Consider the following 24695-nt stretch of genomic DNA (forward strand, 5'->3'; position numbering starts at 1 on the left):
AAAAAAGCCTTTCCTGCAAATTGCAGGAAAGGCTTTTTCAATATATTGGAGATTCATGAAAATTATTACAATCTCTGACCTCCACGGACGGAATTCCTGGCTTCACATTGACGTCGGACACTACGATAAGGTGATCTTTCTGGGCGATTATACCGACAGCTACGAACTGAGTGATGCGGCTATTTTAGAAAATCTCTCCCAAATTATCCGGCTTAAACAGCAGGCTCCCGATAAGGTTATTCTGCTCATCGGCAACCATGATGCCCAATACCTGCATTTCCCGCATTACCGTTGCTCCGGTTTTCGTCCGTCGATGCAACCCGCACTGACATCCCTGTTTAAGGCAAATCTACCCCTGTTTCAGATTGCCCACCAGGAAGGTCTTTATCTGTTCACCCACGCGGGCGTAACGAATCGCTGGCTGGCCCATATCCCCAAGGGCGATCTAAGCGCAAAACTGGAACTAAATTTGCAGGCCCTGGGTCAATTGGCCGATGCGATGAACCGAATGCACCTGGATCGGATGTTGCGAACGTCACTGTTTGACGTCAGTTCCCTGCGGGGCGGTTTTGACGAAGCCGGTGGGCCATTGTGGGCCGATCAACGCGAAACATCGACGGATTACCTGCCCGGTTTACACCAGATTGTGGGTCATACGCCCGTACCGGAATTTACCACCATTGGCGGCAAAACCGGTTCGATTACGTACACCGACGTGTTGCAGACGCAGGATGCTTTTTACACCATCGATTTCGACGATGTAAATCAGGCGTTCGTCGATTTATCCGGGTAAATCCGGCCAATTCGTGTTATCCGCGTGCTATTCTTGTTAAATTCGTAACGGTCAGAACAACATTGGTTTATTTGGCCGTTATTAAAGAAAATAATCGCTACAACGACCCGTTTGAATGAGTTTTCTATATCCTTCGTTTCTCTTTGGGCTCCTGGCGGTCTCTGTCCCTGTCGCCATCCATTTGTTTAATTTTCGCCGGACGCGCCGGGTGTTTTTTACCAATGTCGCCCTGCTCAAAACCGTCCAGACCGAAACCAAGTCGTTCCGGCGGTTGAAACATTACCTGATTCTGCTGTTCCGGTCGCTGTTTGTGATCTGTCTGGTACTGGCCTTTGCCCAACCGTTTCTGCCCAGCAAAAGCAAACTGGGCCTGTCGCGGAAGGGCCTGACGAGTCTGTACCTCGACAATTCGTACAGCATGCAGAATGAATTAAACGAGAAACGGTACCTGGATATCGCGACCAGCAAACTGGATCAACTGCTGGGTTTGTTTCGCAACGCAACCTCACTACAGCTTGTCACTAACGATTTCAGCAGCCAGGAACAAACCGTCGGAACCGCCGACGCCCTGCGCGACCGCGTCACCACCGTCCGGTTTGCCCACACGCCCCGCACGTTGCCCGATGTCTACCGCCGGCAGTTGAACCTCCTTGCCTCACACAATCCGACCGGCCCCAACCAGTTGTTCTGGTTTTCCGACTTTCAAAAAAGCACCACCGGCGATTTATCGCGCCTGAAAATAGACACTACCAACCGGCTTTTTCTCGTTCCGCTGGAAACCCAGCCGACCAAAAACGTTTTTGTCGACTCGGTTTGGCTCAGCACGCCATTCATTCGGGAGATGCAAAACAACACGCTCAACGTCCGCGTCCGGAATAGTGGCGATGAGTCGGTCCGGAATTTGCCCATCAAACTTTTCATCGACCAGACGCAGGTTTCCACGGCTTCCGTCACGCTGCCGGGCAAAGGAGCCGCTACGGCTACGCTCAATTTTAACGTGACCCAGAAAGGATTTCGCCGGGGACGCATCACCTTCGAAGATTATCCGATTACGTTCGATAACGAGTATTATTTTGTCATTCAGGCATCACCTTCGATTCGGGTTTTGCACCTGTTCGACCAGAAATCGGAAGCCAATTATGTCGAGAATGTCTACGGCAACGACAGTCTGTTTGTTCGCCGGAGTTTCAATGCGCAAAACGTTGACGTGGGCCAGTTGAAAACCGCCGACCTGGTGGTTCTGGAAGGTGTCAATCAGGTGAATGGAACGCTACGGAGCGAACTCGAACGGTTTGTACGGCAGGGTGGTAGTCTGGTGATCATTCCGCCGACGACGCCGGATGCGGCCACCTGGTCGCCGTTTTTTGCCGGTTTAGGCGTTGGCGGTTTGCAAACGCAGGCCCCTCCCCTGCCACCCCAGCAGCCGCTGTCGGCTCCGAATCGTCAGAACCCGTTTTTCCGTGATATTTTTGAACAGACCAACCAACAGGGCATCGAAAACTTGCCGAATGCGGTTCCGGTCTGGCAATGGCGCGTGGTGGGTGAGCGGCTTCTGACGCTGCGCAACGGCACACCATACTTAACGCAATCCAGAACGGGCGGTTCTACGGCCGGACAGGTTTACATTTTCGCTAGCCCATTAAATTCTGAATACGGTAATGTAGCTCAACACGCTCTTTTTGTGCCGATTATGTACAAAATTGCCGCCCAGAGCGTTCGGCCCCAACGCACGGCATATTCGTTCGATGACAATACGATTGAAGTACCCGTCAGCAATGCGTCGCCCAATACCGTATACAAATTGATGCGAGATAAACTGGAGATCATTCCCGTGCAACGCGTCAACGGGCAGCAACTGCTGATGGAACTCCCGAAAAGCAACCAGTTGAACGACGGGCAACAACTGGCCTCCGGCTATTACGAGCTGCAATTGAATGGCAAAACTGAAAAGCTGCTGGCTTTCAACCACGGCAACCGGGAGTCGCAGATGGAGTTTTACAAACCCGACGAACTCCGGCGGATTTTCGCCAACCAGCCCAATGTGGCGGTTTTCGACAGCATTGAGGACGATGATTTTGTGGAGGAACTCCGACAACAAAATCTGGGCACCAATCTCTGGAAGTATTTCGTCATTGCCGCCCTGGTGTTTCTGCTGGCCGAAGTAGCGGTAATCCGGTTTATGAAGGGATAATTGGAATTCGTATCTTCGTATTCAACTCAGCAGGCTATGAATATGCTACTCACCAACGGGTTTTCTGTACTGAAGATGCCCCGGGATTTTCGTCCCATGACCGATGATGAGTTTTTCTACTATTGTCAGGAAAACCCGGACCATAAATTTGAGCGCGCTGCCGACGGAACAATTATTGTAATGGGACAAACAGGCGGAGAAACCGGAAAACGCAATAGCGAATTAATCATTGATTTAGGAATCTGGAACCGGAGTACAAAACTCGGTTTTGTATTTGATTCCTCAACCGGTTTTATTTTGCCCAATGGAGCGGTGCGCTCACCGGATGCGGCCTGGGTTGCGGCTGAACGCTGGAATGCCTTGTCATCCGACGAACGTAAAAAGTTCCCGCCCCTCTGCCCCGAATTCCTGGTTGAATTAATGAGCGAATCAGACGTCCTGCGCATGGCGGAAGACAAAATGCGCGAATACATCGACAACGGTTGCCGCCTGGCCTGGCTCATTGACCCCAAAACCGAAACCGTCCGAATCTACCGGTCGGACGGTTCGGTGCAGGTTATCCAGGGTTTCGATAATACCTTATTAGGGGAAGATATCTTGCCCGGTTTTGCTTTTACCCTCAGTTTATTACGCTAAAATTCACGGTTTTCGCTCCCAAACCACAAAATCAAACGCCACGGCGTGCCGGTCGTCAACGCCATGATGCCGTCGGCTGATCTCCTGCCAGTGGCTTTTGTCAAAATCCGGAAAGGTGGCGTCGCCTTCGAAAGACGCTTTCACTTCGGTTAGATAAAGCCGGTCGGCAGAGACAATCGCCTGCCGGTAAATTTCGGCACCACCAATCACAAAGGCTTCGTCAATACCGGTTTTTCGGGCTTCGTCAAGCGCTTTTTCCAACGAATCGACCACCACAACGCCTTCGGGCCGATAGTCCGGATTGCGGGTAATCACGACATTGAGCCGGTTTAGCAGCGGCTTTCCCAGGGATTCGAACGTTTTGCGACCCATCAGGATCGGGTGATGGGACGTCGTTTGTTTGAAGTATCGAAAGTCGTCGGGCAAACGCCACACCAACTCATTGTCCTGACCAATAACGCCGTTTTCGGCCACGGCTGCGATTAAACTGATTAGCATACGTTAAATTTTATTCCCCCGAAAATACTCCTCCACAGCCATCTTCCGTTTTCCCTCGGCCTGCAATTCATCCACCGAGAGCCAGCCATCGGCAGCTTTGATGAGCAGCGTTTTTTTGCCGTCGGACCAGGCTTCACCCGGTTCGGCCGGGAGGGGCGAATGATCGGCGAACGAAACCGCATAAATTTTATAGACCTTTCCGTTGATCTTCGTCCAGGCCGTCGGATACGGCGACATGCCGCGCACAAAGTTACGAACGGCTTCGGCAGGCTGAAACCAGTTGATCTCACAGGTCTCGCGGTGGATTTTTGGAGCGAGTTTCAGTTCGCCGACCAGTGGTTGCGGTTTTCGCGGATACGTGCCTTCTTCAATCGCCCGAACGGTTTTGAGCACCAAGTTGGCCCCTTTTTCCATCAACCGGTCGTGAAGCGTTCCGGCGGTGTCATCCGCATGAATGGGTTCGGTTTCCTGAAAGATCATCTGGCCGGTATCAATTTCTTTTTCGATAAAGAACGTCGTCACACCGGTTTCCTTTTCACCATTGATAACCGCCCAATTGATCGGGGCCGCTCCGCGATACTGCGGCAATAAAGAACCGTGCAGGTTGAACGTGCCAATCCGGGGCATCGCCCAAACCACTTCCGGCAACATCCGAAAGGCCACGACCACCTGCAAATCAGCCTGGTAGCTTTGCAATTGTTCCAAAAAAGCCGGATCGCGCAGTTTCTCGGGCTGCAAAACCGGAATACCGGCCGCAACGGCGGCCCGCTTCACCGGCGACTCCGTCAATTGTTGCCCCCGCCCCGAAGGTCGATCGGGCGCTGTCACCACGGCCACAACCTGGCAACCGTCGCCGAGCAGTTTGCTCAGGCTGGCGACCGCAAAATCGGGTGTGCCCATAAATACGATGCGAAAAGAATCACTTCTCAAAACTGTAACGGGTTATTTGCTCGAATTGCTGATTAGGACATTGGGAGAATGCTCCAGAATTGTTATTTTTGTCTTCCTGAGTTCCACTATGAGTAGTCGAACAGCTATACATACAATTCCGCAGAAAGGCTCCTGACGCTTCCTACAAAGAAACAAGATTTTGTATGGAGAACGGTCAGCGAACCGTTCTTTTCTTTTTTGTAGCCATTTACCACCAAATAAGCGGCTACAGTGGGACTTGTAGGGTCTTGGGAGCAGCGAAACCAAAGGCAAAGAAATTTATAGAGTAGATGTAACATGGGTAAAATTTCGTATTACACTGAAGAAGGTCTAAACCGGCTGAAAGCTGAACTCAACGACCTGAAGACCAAAGGACGGAGCGATATGTCCCGCCAGATTGCTGAAGCACGCGACAAAGGAGATTTGAGCGAAAACGCGGAGTATGATGCAGCCAAAGATGCGCAGGGATTGCTGGAGATGAAGATTTCGAAGATGGAAGAAATTGTTTCGAACGCCCGACTGCTGGACGAATCATCGATCGATGCTTCGCAGGTGTCGGTCTTATCGACGGTAAAAATAAAAAATCGAAAAAACGGCGCAACCATGTCCTACACCCTGGTGTCGGAAGAAGAAGCCGATTTGAAATTAGGAAAGATTTCCGTGGGCTCTCCCATCGGCAAGGGATTGCTGGGCAAAAAAGTGGGCGACACCACCGAAATCAAAGTGCCGGCCGGAACGCTGGAGTTTGAAGTTCTCGAAATCGGACGATAAGTTTCAAAATGAACACTGAGTTTCGAATCCAGATCGAATGCGGAGCTACATCGTAATTCGATATTCAACATTCAGTGTTCATTATTCCTTACCCTCATGGCTTCCATTTTTTCCCGCATTGTCAGTGGCGAAATTCCGGCTTATAAAATTGCCGAAACCGACGATTACCTGGCCTTTCTGGACGTGTTCCCGACGGTGAAGGGGCATACGCTGGTTATTCCGAAGAAGGAGGTCGATTACCTCTTCGATCTGGATGATGAGCTGTATCTCGGGCTGATGAAATTTGCCAAACAGATTGCGCCCGCGATCGAGAAAGCCGTTCCCTGCCAGCGGATTGGCGTGGCGGTGGTGGGTCTGGAAGTGCCCCACGCGCACGTCCACCTCATTCCAATGAACAGCATGGCGGATATGAATTTCAACAACAAGCTGAAAGTGAGCCCGGAAGAATTTAGCGAAATAGCAGCCCGCATCCGGAGTTTTCTCTAACTTACTTCAATACGGTTTTTAACGCATTCGTCGCCACGACCGGCGACGTTTTTTCGTATAAAACCGTGTACACCATCTCCATAATCGGCATCAGAACATTGTATTGCCGGTTAATTTCGTGAATGCTTTTCACGGCGTAATAGCCTTCCGCAATCATATTCATTTCCATTTGGGCCGACTGCACGCTGTAGCCCCGGCCAATCAGATGCCCGAACGTCCGGTTGCGGCTGAAAGGCGAATAGGCCGTTACGAGCAGATCGCCCAGATACGCCGACGCGCTCAGATCGCGTGGCATGGGATACACCCGGTCGACAAACCGCCGGATTTCCTGCATGGCGTTGGACACCAGAACCGCCTGAAAATTGTCGCCATAGCCCAGCCCGTGCGTGATGCCGCAGGCCAGCGCGATGATGTTTTTCATCACGGCGCAGTATTCCACGCCATAGATGTCGTCGAGGGCCGAGGTCTGCACAAACCGGCCGTTCAGGAACTGCGCTACTTCCGACGCAAAATCCAGATTCTGCGATGCAATGGTCAGATACGACTGTTTTTCGAGGGCCACTTCCTCCGCGTGACACGGCCCGGCAATGACCGCAATCCGGCCCGACGGCACCCCAAATTCCTGCTCGGCCCAATCGGTAATCAACTGGTTTTTTTCGGGAATCATGCCCTTGATCGCCGAAACGATGCTTTTTCCCGCCAGTTGTTCCGGTTTGACACCTTGCAGGGCGTCGCTCACAAAAGCCGCCGGAACCGCCAGAATAATATAATCGCTGGTGCTGAGTGCATCTTTGATTTTCGTACAGACCCGCACTTTGCGCGGACTGATCTGAACATCGCTGAGGTAACTCGGATTGTGGTGAAACTTTCGGATATGCCCGGCATCGCGCTGGCTCCGCAGCCACCAGCGAATGTGGTTGTTTCCTTCCGACAGAATTTTAATGATCGCAGTGGCCCAACTGCCACCGCCCACGACGGTAATCCGAGCGGGTTGATTCATAAGTTAGTAGAGAAGATAGAGGTAAGAATAGAGAAATGAGACTTTTGACAACTCTTCAGCAGTCTTTACTCTCATGTCTTTCTTCTATATTGTAGCATTAGAGGCCGCAAAATACGAAAAACGCCTGCACCTTTAACAAGGCAGGCGTTTTCGCTTTTTCAACCGTATCGCTCAAGTGGAAGTTATTCTTCCGGCTTTTCCGTCTTTTTGTCTTTGTTCGGGTCTCGTTTCACCACGGGATCACCGTCTTTCAGGCGCTTCGAAACCGCAATAAAGGGTCCGGAAATCACTTCGTCACCCGCTTTCAGGCCCGATTTAACCTCGATATTTTCAAAATCGCTGATGCCGGTTTTTACTTCCCGCTGAACTACTTTGCCGTTCTGGTGAACAAACACAATCTCTTTAATCTCCTCCTTCTTGGCCGGAGCCTGATTGGCTGGTTTCTCTCCGGTGTTGTTATTGTTGTTGTTATCCTCGTTTGGGCTGCGGTTCATCGCTTCCTGGGCAGCTCCCCGCGTCGTGACGGCGGCAATCGGAACGGCCAGCACACCCGGACGGCGGTCGGTTATGATTTCAACGGAAGCGGTCATGCCCGGTTTGAGGGGATAGCTGCGTTTGGCCCGCTGAGCCATCAAATCTTTGTACGAACTGTTCAGCACCTTGATGCGGACTTCAAATTCGGTCACGGCATCGGTCGACATGCTCGATGTAGAGGTTCCGGTTCCGGTCAATCCATTGGCGGTATTGGCAATTTCGGTAACAATGCCTTTGAACTTCCGGCCCGTGGTCGAATACGAATCAACGTCGATGTCCGTCGTATCGCCCAGGCTGACCCGTACGATGTCGTTCTCGTTGACGTTGACCCGAACTTCCATGTTGTTGAGGTTGGCAATCCGGAGCATTTCGGTACCGGCCATCTGCGACGTTCCTACGACGCGTTCGCCCAATTCGACATTGAGTTTGGAAACCGTACCGTTCACCGGCGCGTAGATGGTCGTTTTACGAAGGTTTTCCGTGGCATCGCGCAAACCGGCTTCGGCACCGGCGACGTTGAATTCGGCGGCTTTTATGTTTGCCTGAACGGATTCGATGTCCTGTTTGGCAACGTTGTAGTCGGCTTCAATCTGTTCAAAATCCGAGGTCGAAATTACCTTGTCGGCCAGCAGTTTTTTGTTCCGTTCGTAATTGGCTTTCGCCCGAATCAGACGGGCTTCCGATTGCGCGGCCAGGGCTTTGGTTTGCAGATATTGCGCGCGGCTGGAGTTGACCGTGGCGCGGGCGCGGGCCAGCAACGACTCGTAGTTGTCGGGCCGGATCTTGAGCAGCAATTGCCCCTGCTTGATCGAGTCACCTTCGGCGACGTACAGGGCAATGATTTCACCGGAAACATCCGGGCTGATTTTGACCTCCACCTCGGGCTGCACCCGTCCCGAAGCACTCACCCGTTCGATGATGTCCACTTTTTTGACGGCGGTAAAATCAACTTCGGTCGGTTTGGCTTTACCGATCAACCCTGTTTGTTTGGCAGCCACCAGGCCACCCACCAGTAGAATAACAATTCCACCTAAGATCCACCAGATGCGGTTCGATTTGCGTTTCATAGAGATGAACAATGAATAATGAGCATGAATGTGATACGGAATACGCAAACGCCTGAATGGCAGAACTTGCAAATTATTCAATATTCATTATTCATTGTCCATTATTCGTTAAAAAGATAACGGTTTATTTTGGTAAAAATCAAGAATCTTGGTTCGGAACACGTAGTCAAATTTGGCCTGTACCAGATTGGCGCGGGCGGTATCGAGGTTATTTTTGGCAATGTTGTAATCCACCGAGTTCAACGCGCCGGCATTAAACCGGCTTTCGGCAGCCTGGAATGCTTTCTCCAGCGACTCCACCTGAATCTGGGTTGCCCGGTAGCGGTTAGCCCCTGCCAACATGTTGGTATAGGCGGTTTCGATGTTCTGACGCAGCGTCAGCTTGGTATTATCAACCGCAATCTCCGACGTTTTTTGGGTAATTGTCGCACTTGTAATCCGGTTTCTGGCCACAAAGCGGCCGAAAATGGGGATGTTTAGGTTCAGCGATGCCCCGCGGTTAAGATTGTTGCTGAGTTGTTCTCCGTAGGTATATTTCCCTACGTTGTAATCGTCCTGAAGTGTAATAACTTCCAATGTTGTACCATTCGACAATGTAATTGGTGTGCGAACCTCTACTTGACCAAGGAACGTCCTTTTGGGCAGGCCCACATTCGAATACAGTGTATTAAGCGATCCACTCAGCGTAAGCGTTGGATAGAGACCCGCCCGGGCAACCGCTACTCCTGCAGCATCACTGCGTACACGGAGTTCGGCAGCTTTTACGTCCGGCATAAACTGAAGAGCCGTTTCATAAACCGCCTGTGCAGTTGCCGAATACGGTTCCAGCGTCGGATCATCAAGCTGGTATTTTTCCACTTCCAGTGTGCTCGGTGCCGGTAGGCCATTGCTGCCCGCGGGTACATTCATCGCCTGTAACAATGCCAGCTTAGCCAGATCCAGGTTATTTTGAGCATTCACAACCGCCAGTTCATCGTTGGCCACCTGCGCACGCAGGTCATACAGTTGGGCCTCCGCCAATGTGCCGGCATTGACCAGTTTCGTCGTGCGATCCAATTGACCCCGCGATGTTTCAACCTGACGCCGGGCGATGTCGAGTTGTTCCTGGTATGTCAATACGTTCAGGTAGTTCTGAACCACCAGAATAGAGACGTTATTCTGGGTGGCCTTTAAATTCTGCTGGGTCGATTGCAAAAACAGATCGTTCTGTTTGATAGCATTTTGCAAGGCAAAGCCATTGAAGAGCGTTACTTGCCCCTGAAGCTGGTAATTGTTGGATCGAACCGAGGATGTGACGAATTCATTCGTTCCTGGGTTGATGTTCCGGCCTGAACTAAATGACTGATTTGCGAAGCCATTTACACTGGGCAACAGATTTAATCTCGCCTGTCTTAATTGCAGTGAACTACCCTGCACATCCAACTGCCCCTGCTTGATCTGTAAGTTATTCTGCAAGGCGATGTCGATACATTGCCGTAATGAATACCGCTGGGAAACCGGTGCCGTCTGGCTGGCCTGAACCGTTGTCTGGGCATTCGTTGCGTTCACGATGAGCCCCAGTAGCGATGCCAGGATCGTTGTTCTAAACCGGATCGCCGGACCGTTGTTGATAGTAAATCGCTTCATGGTTGTTCAATGTTACAAAGTATCTTGCGTACTCATTAACTATTTTAGATAAACGGTGAAAATACAAATGAACGTGGTTTTAAACGGGGATGTAGTGCCGGAAGAGGCCGTTGGGCTACCCCTCAACGACCGGGCATTTCAGTACGGCGACGGCTTGTTTGAAACCCTCCGTTACCAACACCATGAAGTCCGGTTCTGGCCGGATCATTACGACCGGCTCACCCGTGGCATGGAAGCCCTTTCGCTCCGGTTACCTCCCCCATTCACGCCCGACAGGCTGCAAAGCCAGATCATTGAACTCCTGAAAGCCAACCACCTGCTCGACCAGACTTCGCGCATCAAACTCCAGGTCTGGCGACAAACCGGAGGTCTATACACGCCAACGAGTTTTGAGACCCATTACCTGATTACCGCCCGAACCGGTTTGGATTTTGCCCTGTCCGAAAAAACCACGGTGGGCTTCTTCGACGCCGTCCGGCTGTCGCCCTCAGCGGTTTCGGCTTATAAAACCCTCAATGCCTTACCCTATGTGTTGGCCGGAATTGCCAAACAGCAGCAACAGGCCGACGATATGATTCTGCGGGATACGCACGGCCACCTCGCGGAGTGCATTGCATCGAACCTTTTCTGGCTGGTGGGCGACGTGCTCTTCACGCCATCGCCCACCAGTGGCTGCATCGAGGGCATTCTGCGCCGACAACTGATCCGGCTGGCTCCGCACCACGGCCTTTCGGTGCAGGAAGGGCTGTTTTTACCGGACGTTCTCGCGAAAGCCGATGCGGTTTTCTGCACCAACATCAGCGGCATTCAGTGGATTCGGCGCATTGGCGAAACCGAATTTGACGAGACGCTGATGAATCGAATCAGACCGGTTTTTGCGGATTTATAGCCCGGCTATTTACTCACGCTCCAGCGATGGCACCTGAAACGATTCCAGCCAGCCGTCTTTCAACCGCAGAATCCGGTTGCCGTATTCGGCGTTCACTTCCGAGTGCGTCACCTGCACAATGGTCACGCCGTCTTCCTTGTTCAGTTTTTTAAACAGGTCCATGATCTCCTTCGCGTGGTCGGAGTGCAGGTTGCCGGTCGGTTCGTCGGCAAAAATCACTTTCGGCTGCGACGCCACGGCGCGGGCAATTCCGACCAACTGCTGCTGGCCCCCCGAGAGTTGCGACGGAAAAAGGTCTTTTTTCGCCACCATATTAAACCGGTCGAGCAATTCGGCCACCCGGCTTTTCCGTTCCGACGACGACATGCCTTTATACAGCAGGGGCGTTTCGATGTTTTCATACACCGTCAGTTCATCGATCAAATGGTAGGCCTGAAACACAAATCCGATGTAATTACGGTGCAATTCGGTGCGACGTTTCTCCGACAATTTCTGTACCGGCTGGTCAAAAAACAGGTACTCCCCTTCCGACGGCTCCTCCAGCATCCCCAGAATGTGCAGCAACGTGGATTTGCCCGATCCCGATGGCCCCATGATGGAGACAAACTCGCCTTCGTTGATATCCAGCGTGATATTACGAAGCACGTACGTCTTACCGAAACCGGCGGGGTAGTACTTGGAAACGTTCTGTAGTGAAATCATAATTTGGTATAGTTGAAAACCTGTAAATCCCCTTTTGCTGAGTGATGAGTTAAGAATGAAGAATGAAGAGTATGTGTCCTTAGCGGTTTGGATGACCCGTTTAACTCTTCATTCTTCATTCTTAACTCATCACTCTTTATTCACTTCTCAAACTATCAGCCGGATTCGACAAGGCGGCCCGGTAGGTCCGGACTCCGATGGTCAGTCCTCCCAGCCCCAGCAGCAAACCGATGCAACCGCCCAGCGTTTCGAAACCGATCGAAACATGATAAGCAAAATTAATCAGAAAAGCCATTCCGGCCAGATACCCCAGCGGGATGGCAATTGCTCCGGCAATGAGCAGTAATTTAACAAAATCCCACGACAGCAGCCAGATAATTTGACGCACCTCCGCGCCCATCACTTTCCGAATGCCCACTTCCTTGATGCGGGTTTCGGTCGTGTACGTAACCATGCCCAGCAAACCCAGACAGGCAATGGAAAACGCCAGCCCCGTCAGCAGGCTCATGAAATTAACATCGTCCTCGTGGCTATGGCGTTCGTATAAAAAATCAGTATACCATTGCGCGGCAAATGGTTCATAAGGATTGAGCCGTTTCCAGATGCGTTGAATAGCAGCCAGCGCAGAGGCTTCGGCACCGGTAGCGATTTTCACATTCAGAAACCGGAACTCCTTCGGCTGATACCGTAGAACAAGTGGTTTGATAGCCCAATTGAACGTTGTAAACCGGAAGTCTTTCAACACGCCGGCAATCTGCACTTCCGTGCTGTCGTTCAGCCAAAGTGATTGTCCTACCACCTCCCGCGGGTTTCCAAACCGAAATGCTTTTACGGCTTCTTCATTGACCAGAATGAAACGCCCCGGCGAATCGTCACCGGATGTGTCCGCGGTCATCTCCGGTAAATTCTCGCCCGCTAAAAGCGTAAGATCCATGTTGGCAACAAAATTCTGGTCGACGGCAAACATAAAAGCCGCAATTGAATCGCCACCGGAGCGTTGCCGACGGATCCGGCCATAATCTCCATCATGATGACCAAACCGCTCCGAGGAAGCCGATACCAGTTCGACACCCGAAACCCGGTTTAATTCATTGGCCAACCGCTGATACGGTACTCCGTTCAATGGAATGTTCAGCATATTTTCACTGCGAAAACCGTAATCGGCCGTTGCCATATAATTCTGTTGCCGCGCCATCGACAGGAGCGCAATCATGGCAATCAAGGCAATGGAAAACTGCGCGACAATCAGCGATTTCCGCAGGGTAATTCCTTTAAAAACCTTTAAGCCCGTCTGGCTCCGCAGCACCTGCGCTGGCCGAAAACCGGACAACACCCGGGCCGGAACGAAGCCCGCCAGCAAACCCGCCGTGATGCTAAACCCGACAAAAACCGCCCACATGGTGCCATTCAATTGAACCCCGCCGATGAGCCACTGCTGCACAAACGGCATCGGTTCGATCAGCAACAGGAGCAGATAGGCAACGCCCAGCGCCAGCACCGACAACACCACCGACTCGGCCATGAACTGGGCCATCAGTTGCCAGCGCACGGCCCCGGATACTTTCCGAATACCGACTTCGCGGGCGCGGCTCAGCGACCGGGCGAGGGTCAGGTTGACGTAGTTGAAAACCGCTAATAATAAGGTGACCAAACCGACGGACATTTCAGTAGCCAGCTTGCCCCAGGTTTGCTCCCAGGTTCCCATTTGCAGGGTCTCGTGCGAGGGTGAAAGCGCGGTCAGGGGTTGCGCCCGGAAGGTATAGCCTTTTTCAGACCTGAAACGAAGATTCTTCGTAGCGCGTGCGGCAATCGCGGGCAACGCTTTTTCGAGCAATTCGACCGAAGTGCTTTTTTTCAAAGCGACGTAGGTATAACCGGCGACATACTGTTTCCAGTCGGTCTGCTGCTTGCGGTTTTCGGCTGAAAGCGTCGCCATGGAAAGTGCCAGATCAAACCGCAGGTGCGACCGGATTGGCAGCGGCTTAAACACGCCCGTCACCGTGATCATACCAAACTCTTTATGGTGGATGGTTTTGCCAACCGGATTCGACCGGCCAAAAAACTTCTCAGCAGTTTGGGGCGTCAGCACGGCGGTATGGGGTTCCGTAGCCGGTTGGCCACTGGCCAGTTTGTAGCCTAAAACCGTAAAGAACGCCGGATCGACGGCACAATAGGATTCCTGAAGCATTTTCCGATCAACCGTGAACTCGGCATAAGTGCGAATGACGCGGGCGGTTTGTTCCACAAATCCATAGTCCCGTTTCAACACCCCGGCCAGTGGCATCGGTGTGCTGGCAAAAGCAACTACCTGATTTTCACCACTGGTTACATCGGTCAGGATGCGATACGTGCGCTCCGGGTTCGGATGAAAATTTCCGTAATCAAACGCGCCTTTGATGTCGATCAAGGCCAGCAAACACACCATGATGCCGGATGCCAGGCCCACCACATTGATGATGGAAAACAGCTTGTGTTTCCAGAGATTGCGAAAAGCGATGACGACGTAATTGCGGAACATATAGGTTCAGAGGATCAGACTGCGTAGGAAGACTCAAGGCTTATGCCAGAAAACCAAAAGGCTGATAATTAACGTCATACGCGCATTAAAAACAAAAGAGTGTCCGTCACCGGACACTCTTTTGTTCACAAACGGACAAAGGGAATTAAAAGTTAAAAATTAAAAGTTCAAGTCAGCACAGCCCGGTATGTCGGCCATTTTTAATTATTAACTTTTAATTTTTAATTACCGATTCACATACACACTCCCGCTGCCGGCGGAGATGCGGACGGGAACACCGCCCCCGTTCAGGCGACCCCGGACGCGGTCTTTCTCCACCGTTCCGTCAAATTTACTCAGCGGAATATCGACCCGGTTTCCGGACAAATCCAGGTCGATGCCCTGATCCAGCGGCATCCGGACTTTCACGCTGCCCGGCCCACCCGACAGCCGGACGTATTCGCCCAGTTTCGTAATTTCAACGTCCATGCCGCCCCCGCTCGTGCTGGCTTCGACGCTGCCCGAAATGCCCGACAGCCGAACCGAACCGCCGGACGTACCGGCTACCAGTTCGCCTTTGATATCCTCGCCTTTGACGCTGCCACCACTGGTGCGGGCATTGATCCGGCCGCTCAGGTTGGCCAGATGGACACTGCCGCCCGAGGTCCGCAGATCCAGGTTGCCGTCGGAATCTTCGGCATGGATGGAACCGCCACTGGTGGCCAGGTCGATGTCTTTCCGGCACCGATTCAGGTGAATGCTGCCGCCCGAGGTACGGCCTTTGATCAACCCTTCGACGCCGGTCAGGTGCAGGCTTCCGCCACTGGTGGCAAAGTTCTGGCTACCTACCAGATTGCTCAGCCGGATGCTGCCCCCGCTGGTGTGCAGGTCGGTTGCGAAGGTTTTGGGCGTGTATACTTTAAAAGAAATGCTGATCGACCGTTTCCAGTCCCAGTTGTCCCGGTTTTTCCGTTTGGCCGTTGCAATGACGGTATTGCCTTCGACGCCCAGTTTGATGTCGTATTCTTTCAGCCGTTCGTCGAGTTCGTCTTTGGAGAGTTTGTTGCTCGGCCAGTTGTTGCCCCGTACGTACATTTCAACTTTTACGCCACTCGATTGACTGCCTTCTACCGAGATGCTGCCGCCGGAGGTTTCCACCCGAACGGTGTTCAGGCTACCGGAGAAGTTTTTGGTCTCGTAGGGGGTTTCATCTCTGTCCTGGGCGAAGGAATGAAAGGATAAGGCGATGGCACACGCAGCGGTTAAGAGGAACGATGAACGTTTCATGGTATTTGTGTTTGAGATTGTTGGAGAGTTGGGCAAAAGATGCAGAATAAACCAACGAGGTTGCATCGTTGCTGATGAAAGACTCTCAAAGAATATACCATAACCAACAAAACCTTCTCTATCAGCATTTTACCAAATTATCCAATTCCAAAATTGTCCGGGATCGGACGGCTTACTCGCTCCGCAGACTCTTCACCGGATTCATCAGAGCGGCTTTGATCGACTGGAAGCTCACCGTAACAAAGGCGATGAAAACCGCAACCGTACCGGCCAGCACAAACACCCACCACGGCACGTCGATCTTGTAGGCAAAGTCTTTCAACCACGCATTCATGCCATACCAGGCAATGGGCGTGGCAATGAGAATGGCAATGAACACCAGCCGGAGAAAATCTTTCGACAGCAAACCCACAATGCTGGCGGTGGTGGCCCCCAGCACTTTCCGGACGCCAATTTCCTTCGTCCGCTGCTCGGCCATGAAAGCCGCCAGCCCGAACAGCCCCAGGCACGCAATCAGAATGGCCAGCACCGAGAACGTCAGCACGATCTGCCCAACGCGTTGTTCGGCGCGGTACATGGCATCGAAACTATCATCCAGAAAGGAATAACTAAACGGCATTCCCGGCGCCATTTGTTTCCATTTGGCTTCGATCTGTTTCACCAGCGCCGGAATATCCTGGCCGCTGAGCCGGAACGATACCGCACCCTGATTGGGGTCCATCATCAACGCCACCGAACCGATATTCTGCCGCAGGGATTCAAAATGAAAGTTTTTCACGACGCCAATCACCGTGTAGGTTTTGAAGACTTTTCCTTCATCGTCCAGCATCCGCCAAACCCGTTTTCCAATCGGGTTTTTAAAGCCGAAAACCTTCACGGCGGTCTCATTCAAAATGATTCCGGTCGAATCGGCACCAAACTCCCGCGAGAAATTCCGGCCTTCTTTCAGTTCCATGCCCAAGGTCGGGATATACTCATAATCGACACCCCACTGCTGCGTCGAAACCGCTTTGTTCTGCGCAACCTGCCCTTCCGGAAACAGCGGACTGTCGCTCCGGCTCGAGGGTACGGGCAAATAGCCGGACACCGAACCGTTCATCACACCGGGTAGTTTCCGCACCTCGTCTTTGAAAGCCTGCGTCTGCTTTCCCAGCGCGTAGGCTTCGTTGATGGTCAGCACCTGGTTGCGGTTGAAACCCACTTTTTTCGTCTGAATGAAATTGATCTGGCGATAAACCACCATCGTTCCCACAATCAGAATCACCGACATCATGAACTGAAAAACCACCAGCCCGCTCCGCAAACCCGCACTTTTCAGCCCCAGATTGATCTTGCCTTTCAACACGCTGATGGGCCGGAACGACGACAGGAAAAAAGCCGGATAACTCCCCGCCAGCAAACCGACGCCCAGCGGCAGGACAAGCAAAACCGGCAGGAATCGTGGATTAAACAGGTTATCGATGGTCAGTTGTTTGCTTGAAATGTCATTGAAAAAGGGTAACGTCAGCGCGACGATCACCAGCGCCAAAAGCATCGACAGAATGGCCATCAGGACCGATTCGGTCATAAACTGCCCGATCAATTGCCGTTGTACCGATCCCAGCACTTTCCGGACACCCACTTCTTTCGCCCGGTTGGCCGAACGGGCCGTCGAGAGGTTCATGAAATTGATGCAGGCAATCAACAGAATAAAAATCGCCACCGCCGAGAAGGTGTAAACGTACTGAATGTCGCTGTTGGGGGCCAGTTCGATGGTCTGTTTTGAGTGCAGGTGAATGTCGGTCATCGGAATGAGTGAATAGTCGAACCGATTTCCGGATTTGCGCAACTGGTCGATCGTCGTGCCGACAAACTCCTGCGCCTGCGGCCCCACGTATTTCTGAATGATGGTTTCAAAATTCTGACTAAACCGTTGTGCATCAACACCTTCTTTTAGAAGAATATAAGTTTGATGGTTATTGCTAAGCCATCTTCCCCACTCATAATTGTCACTCAGCATACAGACAAAAAAATCGGTGCGGAAATGGGCGTTGGTCGGCATGTCGCGCATGATACCCGTCACCCGATAGGTAAACTCATTGTCAAACAGCAGCGTTTTTCCCATCGGATTTTGGTTACCAAAATGCCGTTTGGCCGCCGATTCACTAATCACCACCGTGTTGGGCTCCACCAGCGCCCGTTTCGGATTGCCGACCACCAGCGGCAGCGTAAACACATCGAACAGCGTCGAATCCGCATAAATGATGTCGTTTTCCCGCAGGTTGTTTGTCTGCCCTGTCTCCTTGACCAGAAACGTACCCCGCCCGTGTAACCGCACGAAGTTTTCGACCTGTGGATAATCTTTCAGCAGGGTCGGCCCCATCGGATCGGGCGACGTCGCCATGTGCATGTCATTGCCGCCAAATTTGATATCGGTATTGATCCGGTAAATCCGGTCGGCTTTTTCGTGAAACCGGTCGAAGCTCAATTCGTCTACGACATAGAGCGTAATCAGCAGACAGCAGGCCAGACCGGTGGCCAGACCAAAAATATTGATGAACGTAAAGCCCCGCTGTTTGCGGAGGTTTCGGATGGCGATTTTGAGGTAATTTCTGAGCATAACTTTTTAGTTATGAGTGAAGAGTTAAAACGGCTTGAGCAGTTGGCGACTGCATTTTTAACTCTTCACTCTTAATTCTTCACTCTTAATTCTTAACTCTTCACTCTATTCGGAACGAAGTGACTTCACCGGGTTGGCAATGGCGGCTTTGATGGATTGATACACCACGGTGGTCCAGCAGATTAGCAACGTCAGCACACAGGCGAGCACGAACACCCACACGCCGATGTCGGTTTTATACGGAAAATGCTGTAGCCAGCGGTCCATCGAATACCAGGCTACGGGAATGGCAATCGGGAACGAGAACAGCACCAGTTTCGTAAAATCTTTGGAAAGCAGCAGCACCACGCTCGACACCGACGCGCCCATCACTTTCCGAACGCCGATTTCCTTCACCCGCTGTTCGGTCGTGAACGTCGCCAGGCCAAACAAACCGAGGCAGGCAATCAGAATCGTCAGACCGGAGAAGGCCGTAAAAATCCGACCGCGCAACTCATCGGCTTTGTAGGCCGACTCGAAATCCTGGTCCAGAAACCGGTATTCAAACAGGTGATCCGGGTAGATTTCGCGCCATTTCTGACCAATGAACTCAACGGTTTTGTCGGCATTTTTGGCATCGATTTTTATATGCATTACGGCGTTGTTCGGCCGATACAGCATAATCATCGGCTCGATGGGCATGTAGAGCGACTGCTGGTGAAAATCCTTCACTACGCCCACCACCAGCGCCGTCGGCGGAGCCGGCTGACCGGCCTGCGGCAAACCGCCCAGCAACACTTTCTTGCCCAGTGGTTCTTTCCAACCCATGCGTTTGACGGCGGCCTGGTTTACCAGCACGCCATTGGACGTATCTGCCGGAATTTTATCCGAAAAAGCCCGTCCGGCAACCACTTTCATGCCCATCGTTTGAAGGTAATCGTGGTCGACGCCCATCGGTTTGAAGCCCATTTCTTTCAGACCGGCGTTGGATTCAACGCCGAAAATAACCCGCCCGCCAATGTTGCTGGTGGGCGACGAAGCCGTGGCCACGCTGCGGACGTTCGGATTGGCCAACAGGTCGCTGCGCAGCCGGTTGTAGCGGTCGCGGGGCTGGCGGTCCTGGTAATCGATGGTCAACACCTGCTCGCGGTCATACCCCAGATCCTTGTCCCGCATGTAATTCAATTGGTCGTATACAATCCAGGTACAAATCAGCATGATCAGCGAAATGGCGAACTGAACCACCACCAGCGTTTTCCGGAAAAAACTGCCGCCTTTGGCATTGAACGAGCCTTTCAGCACCGTGGCCGGTTCGAAGGACGACAGATAAAAAGCCGGGTAACTGCCGCTGATAAAACCGGTGAAAACGACAATGGAAAGGGCAATTAGCATGAACTGCGGCTGAATCAATTCCCGAAACTGAATCTCTTTTCCCGAAACCGAATTGAAAAACGGGAGCAGCAACGCCACAAACAGCAGACTCAGCAGGAGCGACAAAACCGTCATCAGCACCGACTCGGTCAGGAACTGGGCCATCAGCGCGCTCCGAAGCGACCCCATCACTTTCCGCAGCCCCACTTCCTTCGAGCGTTTGGCCGAGCGCGCCGTTGCCAGGTTCATGTAATTGATGCTGGCCAACAGCAACATGAAAAAGGCGACGGCGCTGAAAATGTAGACATAACTGATATCACCGTTGGCTTCGCCGTCGAGTTTGGAGTACAGGTGAATGCTCGTCAGCGGCTGCAACTGGTACGTAATCTTGATGCCCATCCGCTTGAAGATCGACGCCATGTTTTTGTCGTACAGTTGCGGGAACTTGCTTTCCAATATGCTGGTGTCGAAGTTTTTCGGCAAAACCAGGTAGCTGACGATGTAGAAACCGCCCCAGCCGTCGGCCTTCCGCTCGTTGGGGCTCAGCGACAGGAGCGCGTTGAACGTAAAATGTGAGTTTCGGGGCACGTCTTCAATGACGCCCGTGACCTGATACGAAGTCGTGTCGTTGGTACGCAGCGTCTGTCCCAGCGCGGCACCTTCGCCAAAGAATTTCCGGGCGGTTTTCTCGGTCAGCACCACGCTGCCGGGCCGGGCCAGCGCGGTTTTGGGGTCGCCCTCGATAAATTTGTGGGTAAAGACGTCGAATACCGTGGAGTCGGCCGCGTAGACATCTTCTTCGTAAAACCGCTTCTCACCCTGCCGGAACGCCACCCGGCCGTTGGGAAAAAACCGCACGTAGTTTTCCACGAAGGGATAATCCCGTTTCAGTGATGTCACCAGGGGCGGCTGCGTGCTCTGCCACTTGTTGATTTTGTCGGGTTCGGTGATGTATGAGACGATGCGGTAAATCTGGTCGGCTTTTTTATGGTAGCGGTCGAAGCTCAACTCATCGGTAACGTAGAGCAACAGCAACAGGCCGCAGGTGACGCCGATGGTCAGGCCCAGAATGTTGATCAGGCTGTAAAATTTATCCTTCAGAATATTCCGCCAGGCGATGGTCAGGTAGTTTCGCAGCATAGGTCCAGTTAGAAAAGCGGTTCGGTTGCCCTGGGTCACTCAACTTCCATGCCGAGCCTATTATATCACTGACTAACAGTATTTTACAAAATGATTTCTTCTTTCTTTGTCCGAAATCGTACAATCGTTTGTCCGCCGATGTACAGGGCTTCGTTCTTCATCCCGCCACCGGCGCCGGCTCGTCATCCGGCTTGTCCGTTTTGGTACGTCACAATGTCCAAAACCGGACACATTTTCCATCCGGTTTTTCTGGAATCTGCGTTTAACGGCTGTTAGAGCGGTTTTCTACCAGTTGGCACTGCATTTGATCGGCATTATCGTATCATATCACTGCGCCATGAAAAGGGCTTTTTTAGGAGAATTTGAAGAGGTGGTTTTGTTGACGGTAGCCGTGCTGGACGAAAGTGCGTACGGCGTGACCGTTACGCAGGAAATCGAACAGAAAACCGGGCGGGCGGTGGGCTTCAGCACGGTTCATACGACACTGCAACGGCTGGAGGAAAAAGGGTATCTGTCGTCGAAAATGAGCGGAGCCACGGCCGAGCGTGGAGGTCGGCGGAAGCGGTTTTTCACGGTGACAGCCGCCGGTCGCAAAGCACTCATGGAAGTGAAAAGCATCCGTGAGCAGTTGTGGGATGCCCTGCCTCCGCAGACGTTGCAGTTGATGGGAGGATGAAAGAAACAATGAATATCGAATAACGAACACTAAATATCGAATAACGAACACCGGAATCCGGAGCATGCACTTCGATATTTAGTGTTCGCTATTCGATATTAAAAACTTATGAAACCTTCCACTCCATCGAATCCAAAACCGCCCCGCTGGGCTACCACCCTGCTCGACTGGCTGGGTGATCCCAACACCGTCGAAGAGGTTCAGGGGGATTTGCTGGAACTGTATGCGTATTGGGTGAAAACCGTTGGTGAACGGAAAGCCGATTGGCGGTATGTCCTGAGTGCGTTGAAGTTGTTGCGGCCGCTGGACAAACGAAAAAAAGCCGAGTCGAATCCATTTTTCCTACATCCTGTTATGGTACGAAACTATTTCAAAATTGCCTTCCGCAATCTGGTCAAACACAAAGGGTATTCGGGTATCAACATGGGTGGATTGGCGGTGGGCATGGCGGTGGCCCTGTTGACGGGCCTCTGGATTTACGATGAATTGTCGTTTAACCGGTATCACCAGCATTACGATCGCATCGCCCGGGTGATGCAGAATCAGGTGGTAAATGGCGAACTGCACACGTCGCAATCCCTGCCGTATCCTTTTATTCAGGAACTGAAAAGCAACTACAGCAGTCCCTTTAAACACATCGTAACCTCAACGCACCCAGACGATCACATTCTAACGGCGGGTGAAACAAAACTCTCGAAACGGGGGCAATTCATGGAAGCCGAAGCCCCGGAAATGCTGACATTGAAGATGGTAAAAGGCACCTGGGCGGGTTTGCAGGATCCCCAATCCATTCTGCTGTCGGCTTCAACGGCGAAAGCCCTGTTCGGCGATGCTGATCCAATCAATAAACCGGTGAAGATCAACACGGATTGGCTGGTAAAAGTGACCGGAGTATATGAAGATTTACCGCAAAATACCCAGTTCCACGATGCGCAGTTTCTGGCGTCCTGGGAATATTTCGTGGCCCATAACCGGTATATGAGGGAAAAGAAATGGGATAACCACGCCCTTTTAATTTACGTGGAAATTCAGCCGAATACTGACTTTGACAAAGCCACGGCGACCATCAAAGACTCCGAACTGAACGTCATTCGGCACCTTGAGAGTATGAAGGAAGAAGCCGTAACCCGGCCGCAAATGTGGCTGCATCCGATGCGCGACTGGCATTTGTATTCGGATTTCAAAAACGGTGTGGTCGGGAAAGGGCCGGTTCAATACGTCTGGATGGTGGGCCTGATCGGTTTTTTCGTGCTGCTGTTGGCCTGCATCAATTTCATGAACCTCTCGACAGCCCGCTCCGAAAAACGCGCCAAGGAAGTGGGCATCCGGAAAACCGTCGGTTCGCGTCGTTCCCAGTTGGTGGGTCAGTTTTTCAGCGAATCCCTGCTGGTGGTTTTCCTGTCCTTTCTGATTGCCCTGCTGCTGGCAACGGTTTCGTTGTCGTGGTTCAATAACCTGGCCGCCAAACAGATGACGATTCCCTGGGCGAATGGCTATTTCTGGTTATTCTGCCTTGGTTTCATTGGGATAACGGGTTTCCTGGCGGGCAGCTACCCGGCCTTGTATTTGACTTCGTTTCAGCCCATTCAGGTCCTGAAGGGGGGCGGATTGGCGCGGTTGCAGCGGGGCCGGTCGGCTTCCATACCCCGCCAGATTCTGGTAGTGACCCAGTTCACGGTTTCCATTGCGCTGATCATCAGCACCCTGGTCGTTTACCGGCAGATTCAGTTTGCAAAAAACCGTCCGGTCGGTTATGCCCGCGATGGGCTGTTGCTGGTGCCGATGCAGTCGGCCGATTTCTACGGAAAAACCGCGTTGCTACGCAATGAACTGAAAAATACCGGCGTGGTGAGCGAAGTAGCCGAGTCGCAAAGCCCGATCACGGGTGTCTGGTCGTCGAATGAGGGATTTAGCTGGAAAGGCATGCCGCCCGGTTTGAGCGAGCGATTTGCTACGCTAACGGTTTCGCCCGAATACGCCGAAACCGTCGGCTGGCAATTTATTGACGGCCGGAATTTCTCGAAAGAACTGGCGTCCGATTCCGCCGGGTTTGTCATCAACGAAACAGCCGCCAAACTGCTGGGTTTTCGGCAACCCGTGGGCGAATTCGTTCGCTGGAAGAGCCAATGGATGACCAACAATGTGGAAAAACAATTCCGGATTTTGGGCGTGGTGAAAGACATGGTGATGGAGTCGCCCTTCAAGCCGATCAAACCCACGGTTTTCTTCCTGTTTGGCTCGCCCAACTGGATCAACATCAAAATCAGGCCCGGCGCTGATGCCGGCAATGCGTTAGCCCACATTGAAGCGGTATTTAAAAAGCTGATTCCGGCGGCCCCGTTTGAGTACAAATTTGCCGATGAAGAATACGATGCCAAGTTCCGGGCCGAAGAGCGGATTGGTAAGCTGGCGACCTTCTTTGCGGTTTTGGCCGTTTTCATTTCCTGCCTGGGTTTGTTTGGGCTGGCGTCGTTTGTCGCAGAGCAACGCACCAAAGAGATCGGTGTGCGGAAAGTAATGGGCGCATCGGTGCTCAACCTGTGGCGTTTATTGTCGAAAGACTTCGTGGTGTTAGTCCTGCTTGCCTTCGGGATTGCCACGCCCGTCGCTGCGTATTTCCTCAGTAGCTGGTTGCAGCAGTACGACTACCGCACCGAGCTTTCCTGGTGGATTTTTGCCGCATCGGGTGTCGGCGCGCTGGTGATTACATTGCTAACCGTCAGTTTCCAAAGCATCAAAGCCGCTTTGATGAATCCGGTGAAGTCATTGCGTTCGGAATGAAAAGTTAATGAATGATAAATATCAAATGATGAATGTTAAATGATAAAGGGCGGATGCAACCCGGTTACTTTATCATTCTTCACCGCGCGGGTGGCCTCTTTATGATTTAACATTCTAGGACTTTCGCTTGTGGATCAAATTTAAGAGTTTAGGCGTATGATTGCACAGCATGAATATATTGAGTATCTGTTGAGTACGCCCTTCAATTATACTTGTACCAACATGGCTGACCATAAACCCAA

18 protein-coding genes are annotated in these 24695 nt (G+C 52.1%); 8 read left to right on the top strand and 10 right to left on the bottom strand.

The genetic code is table 11. The annotated features are described in order from the left end of the window. Positions 1-55 precede the first annotated feature (55 nt). From DUE52_RS30460 to DUE52_RS30470, 3 genes are all read left to right on the top strand, one after another. On the top strand, positions 56-793 hold the full coding sequence (locus tag DUE52_RS30460; protein ID WP_114409921.1) for a metallophosphoesterase: 738 nt from the start codon (positions 56-58) through the stop codon (positions 791-793). Positions 794-908: 115 nt separating this feature from the next. Beyond that, positions 909-2984 (top strand): BatA domain-containing protein, encoded by a 2076-nt coding sequence (locus DUE52_RS30465; RefSeq protein ID WP_114409922.1) that lies wholly within the window; start codon positions 909-911, stop codon positions 2982-2984. A gap of 36 nt (positions 2985-3020) precedes the next feature. Beyond that, positions 3021-3620: a Uma2 family endonuclease gene (locus tag DUE52_RS30470; RefSeq protein WP_114409923.1), complete on the top strand. Its 600-nt coding sequence runs from the start codon at positions 3021-3023 to the stop codon at positions 3618-3620. A 3-nt stretch (positions 3621-3623) separates the two neighbouring features. On the opposite strand, the gene DUE52_RS30475 is transcribed toward DUE52_RS30470, so the two are convergent. Together DUE52_RS30475 and fmt are read right to left on the bottom strand one after the other, a co-directional pair. After that, entirely contained in the window at positions 3624-4118 is a 495-nt protein-coding gene (locus DUE52_RS30475; protein ID WP_114409924.1) for a dihydrofolate reductase, read from the bottom strand. A gap of 3 nt (positions 4119-4121) precedes the next feature. Continuing rightward, positions 4122-5048 carry a methionyl-tRNA formyltransferase gene (gene fmt / locus DUE52_RS30480; protein WP_262511016.1) on the bottom strand — a complete coding sequence of 309 codons (927 nt, stop codon included), beginning with the start codon at positions 5046-5048 and terminating at the stop codon, positions 4122-4124. A 297-nt stretch (positions 5049-5345) separates the two neighbouring features. On the opposite strand from fmt, the gene greA reads away from it, so the two are divergent. Both greA and DUE52_RS30490 read left to right on the top strand, forming a co-directional pair. Further along, on the top strand, positions 5346-5819 hold the full coding sequence (gene greA / locus DUE52_RS30485; protein WP_114409926.1) for a transcription elongation factor GreA: 474 nt from the start codon (positions 5346-5348) through the stop codon (positions 5817-5819). Positions 5820-5915: 96 nt separating this feature from the next. Continuing rightward, a complete protein-coding gene (locus DUE52_RS30490) occupies positions 5916-6305 on the top strand; it encodes an HIT family protein (RefSeq protein ID WP_114409927.1) in 390 nt (129 codons plus the stop codon). Position 6306: 1 nt separating this feature from the next. Here the strand turns inward: DUE52_RS30490 and DUE52_RS30495 are convergent, their stop codons facing one another. The 3 genes from DUE52_RS30495 to DUE52_RS30505 all read right to left on the bottom strand — a co-directional run bounded on the left by DUE52_RS30495 (position 6307) and on the right by DUE52_RS30505 (position 10532). Further along, positions 6307-7305, bottom strand: a complete 999-nt coding sequence (locus DUE52_RS30495) for an NAD(P)H-dependent glycerol-3-phosphate dehydrogenase (protein WP_114409928.1) — start codon at positions 7303-7305, stop codon at positions 6307-6309. Positions 7306-7487: 182 nt separating this feature from the next. Continuing rightward, positions 7488-8906 (bottom strand): efflux RND transporter periplasmic adaptor subunit, encoded by a 1419-nt coding sequence (locus DUE52_RS30500; RefSeq protein ID WP_114409929.1) that lies wholly within the window; start codon positions 8904-8906, stop codon positions 7488-7490. Between the two features lie 108 nt (positions 8907-9014). Further along, positions 9015-10532 (bottom strand): TolC family protein, encoded by a 1518-nt coding sequence (locus DUE52_RS30505; RefSeq protein WP_114409930.1) that lies wholly within the window; start codon positions 10530-10532, stop codon positions 9015-9017. A gap of 67 nt (positions 10533-10599) precedes the next feature. Between DUE52_RS30505 and DUE52_RS30510 the strand changes: the two genes are divergently transcribed. Continuing rightward, complete coding sequence (locus DUE52_RS30510; protein ID WP_114409931.1) at positions 10600-11421, top strand: aminotransferase class IV; 822 nt, start codon at positions 10600-10602, stop codon at positions 11419-11421. Positions 11422-11430: 9 nt separating this feature from the next. On the opposite strand, the gene DUE52_RS30515 is transcribed toward DUE52_RS30510, so the two are convergent. The 5 genes from DUE52_RS30515 to DUE52_RS30535 all read right to left on the bottom strand — a co-directional run bounded on the left by DUE52_RS30515 (position 11431) and on the right by DUE52_RS30535 (position 20996). Continuing rightward, entirely contained in the window at positions 11431-12123 is a 693-nt protein-coding gene (locus tag DUE52_RS30515; protein WP_114409932.1) for an ABC transporter ATP-binding protein, read from the bottom strand. 136 nt (positions 12124-12259) lie between these two features. Beyond that, positions 12260-14641, bottom strand: coding sequence for an ABC transporter permease (locus DUE52_RS30520; RefSeq protein WP_114409933.1), 2382 nt, complete (start codon positions 14639-14641; stop codon positions 12260-12262). Between the two features lie 225 nt (positions 14642-14866). Beyond that, entirely contained in the window at positions 14867-15907 is a 1041-nt protein-coding gene (locus DUE52_RS30525; RefSeq protein ID WP_114409934.1) for a DUF4097 family beta strand repeat-containing protein, read from the bottom strand. Positions 15908-16079: 172 nt separating this feature from the next. Continuing rightward, complete coding sequence (locus DUE52_RS30530; RefSeq protein WP_114409935.1) at positions 16080-18506, bottom strand: ABC transporter permease; 2427 nt, start codon at positions 18504-18506, stop codon at positions 16080-16082. Between the two features lie 105 nt (positions 18507-18611). Beyond that, positions 18612-20996, bottom strand: a complete 2385-nt coding sequence (locus tag DUE52_RS30535) for an ABC transporter permease (RefSeq protein WP_114409936.1) — start codon at positions 20994-20996, stop codon at positions 18612-18614. A 337-nt stretch (positions 20997-21333) separates the two neighbouring features. Here DUE52_RS30535 and DUE52_RS30540 point away from each other — a divergent pair, with 337 nt between their 5' ends. Together DUE52_RS30540 and DUE52_RS30545 are read left to right on the top strand one after the other, a co-directional pair. Then, on the top strand, positions 21334-21672 hold the full coding sequence (locus DUE52_RS30540) for a PadR family transcriptional regulator (RefSeq protein WP_114409941.1): 339 nt from the start codon (positions 21334-21336) through the stop codon (positions 21670-21672). Between the two features lie 108 nt (positions 21673-21780). Continuing rightward, positions 21781-24453 carry an ABC transporter permease gene (locus DUE52_RS30545; protein WP_114409937.1) on the top strand — a complete coding sequence of 891 codons (2673 nt, stop codon included), beginning with the start codon at positions 21781-21783 and terminating at the stop codon, positions 24451-24453. The last annotated feature ends 242 nt before the right edge of the window (positions 24454-24695 follow it).

Origin of the sequence: Larkinella punicea, from assembly GCF_003334855.1 — a bacterium.
GTDB lineage: Bacteria > Bacteroidota > Bacteroidia > Cytophagales > Spirosomataceae > Larkinella > Larkinella punicea.

Excerpts from the sequence above, each read along its gene's own strand:
- DUE52_RS30460 (WP_114409921.1), top strand. The coding sequence starts at position 56 with ATGAAAATTATTACAATCTCTGACCTCCACGGACGGAATTCCTGGCTT.
- DUE52_RS30465 (WP_114409922.1), top strand. The coding sequence starts at position 909 with ATGAGTTTTCTATATCCTTCGTTTCTCTTTGGGCTCCTGGCGGTCTCT.
- DUE52_RS30470 (WP_114409923.1), top strand. The coding sequence starts at position 3,021 with ATGAATATGCTACTCACCAACGGGTTTTCTGTACTGAAGATGCCCCGG.
- DUE52_RS30475 (WP_114409924.1), bottom strand. The coding sequence starts at position 4,118 with ATGCTAATCAGTTTAATCGCAGCCGTGGCCGAAAACGGCGTTATTGGT.
- greA (WP_114409926.1), top strand. The coding sequence starts at position 5,346 with ATGGGTAAAATTTCGTATTACACTGAAGAAGGTCTAAACCGGCTGAAA.
- DUE52_RS30490 (WP_114409927.1), top strand. The coding sequence starts at position 5,916 with ATGGCTTCCATTTTTTCCCGCATTGTCAGTGGCGAAATTCCGGCTTAT.
- DUE52_RS30495 (WP_114409928.1), bottom strand. The coding sequence starts at position 7,305 with ATGAATCAACCCGCTCGGATTACCGTCGTGGGCGGTGGCAGTTGGGCC.
- DUE52_RS30500 (WP_114409929.1), bottom strand. The coding sequence starts at position 8,906 with ATGAAACGCAAATCGAACCGCATCTGGTGGATCTTAGGTGGAATTGTT.
- DUE52_RS30505 (WP_114409930.1), bottom strand. The coding sequence starts at position 10,532 with ATGAAGCGATTTACTATCAACAACGGTCCGGCGATCCGGTTTAGAACA.
- DUE52_RS30510 (WP_114409931.1), top strand. The coding sequence starts at position 10,600 with ATGAACGTGGTTTTAAACGGGGATGTAGTGCCGGAAGAGGCCGTTGGG.
- DUE52_RS30515 (WP_114409932.1), bottom strand. The coding sequence starts at position 12,123 with ATGATTTCACTACAGAACGTTTCCAAGTACTACCCCGCCGGTTTCGGT.
- DUE52_RS30520 (WP_114409933.1), bottom strand. The coding sequence starts at position 14,641 with ATGTTCCGCAATTACGTCGTCATCGCTTTTCGCAATCTCTGGAAACAC.
- DUE52_RS30525 (WP_114409934.1), bottom strand. The coding sequence starts at position 15,907 with ATGAAACGTTCATCGTTCCTCTTAACCGCTGCGTGTGCCATCGCCTTA.
- DUE52_RS30530 (WP_114409935.1), bottom strand. The coding sequence starts at position 18,506 with ATGCTCAGAAATTACCTCAAAATCGCCATCCGAAACCTCCGCAAACAG.
- DUE52_RS30535 (WP_114409936.1), bottom strand. The coding sequence starts at position 20,996 with ATGCTGCGAAACTACCTGACCATCGCCTGGCGGAATATTCTGAAGGAT.
- DUE52_RS30540 (WP_114409941.1), top strand. The coding sequence starts at position 21,334 with ATGAAAAGGGCTTTTTTAGGAGAATTTGAAGAGGTGGTTTTGTTGACG.
- DUE52_RS30545 (WP_114409937.1), top strand. The coding sequence starts at position 21,781 with ATGAAACCTTCCACTCCATCGAATCCAAAACCGCCCCGCTGGGCTACC.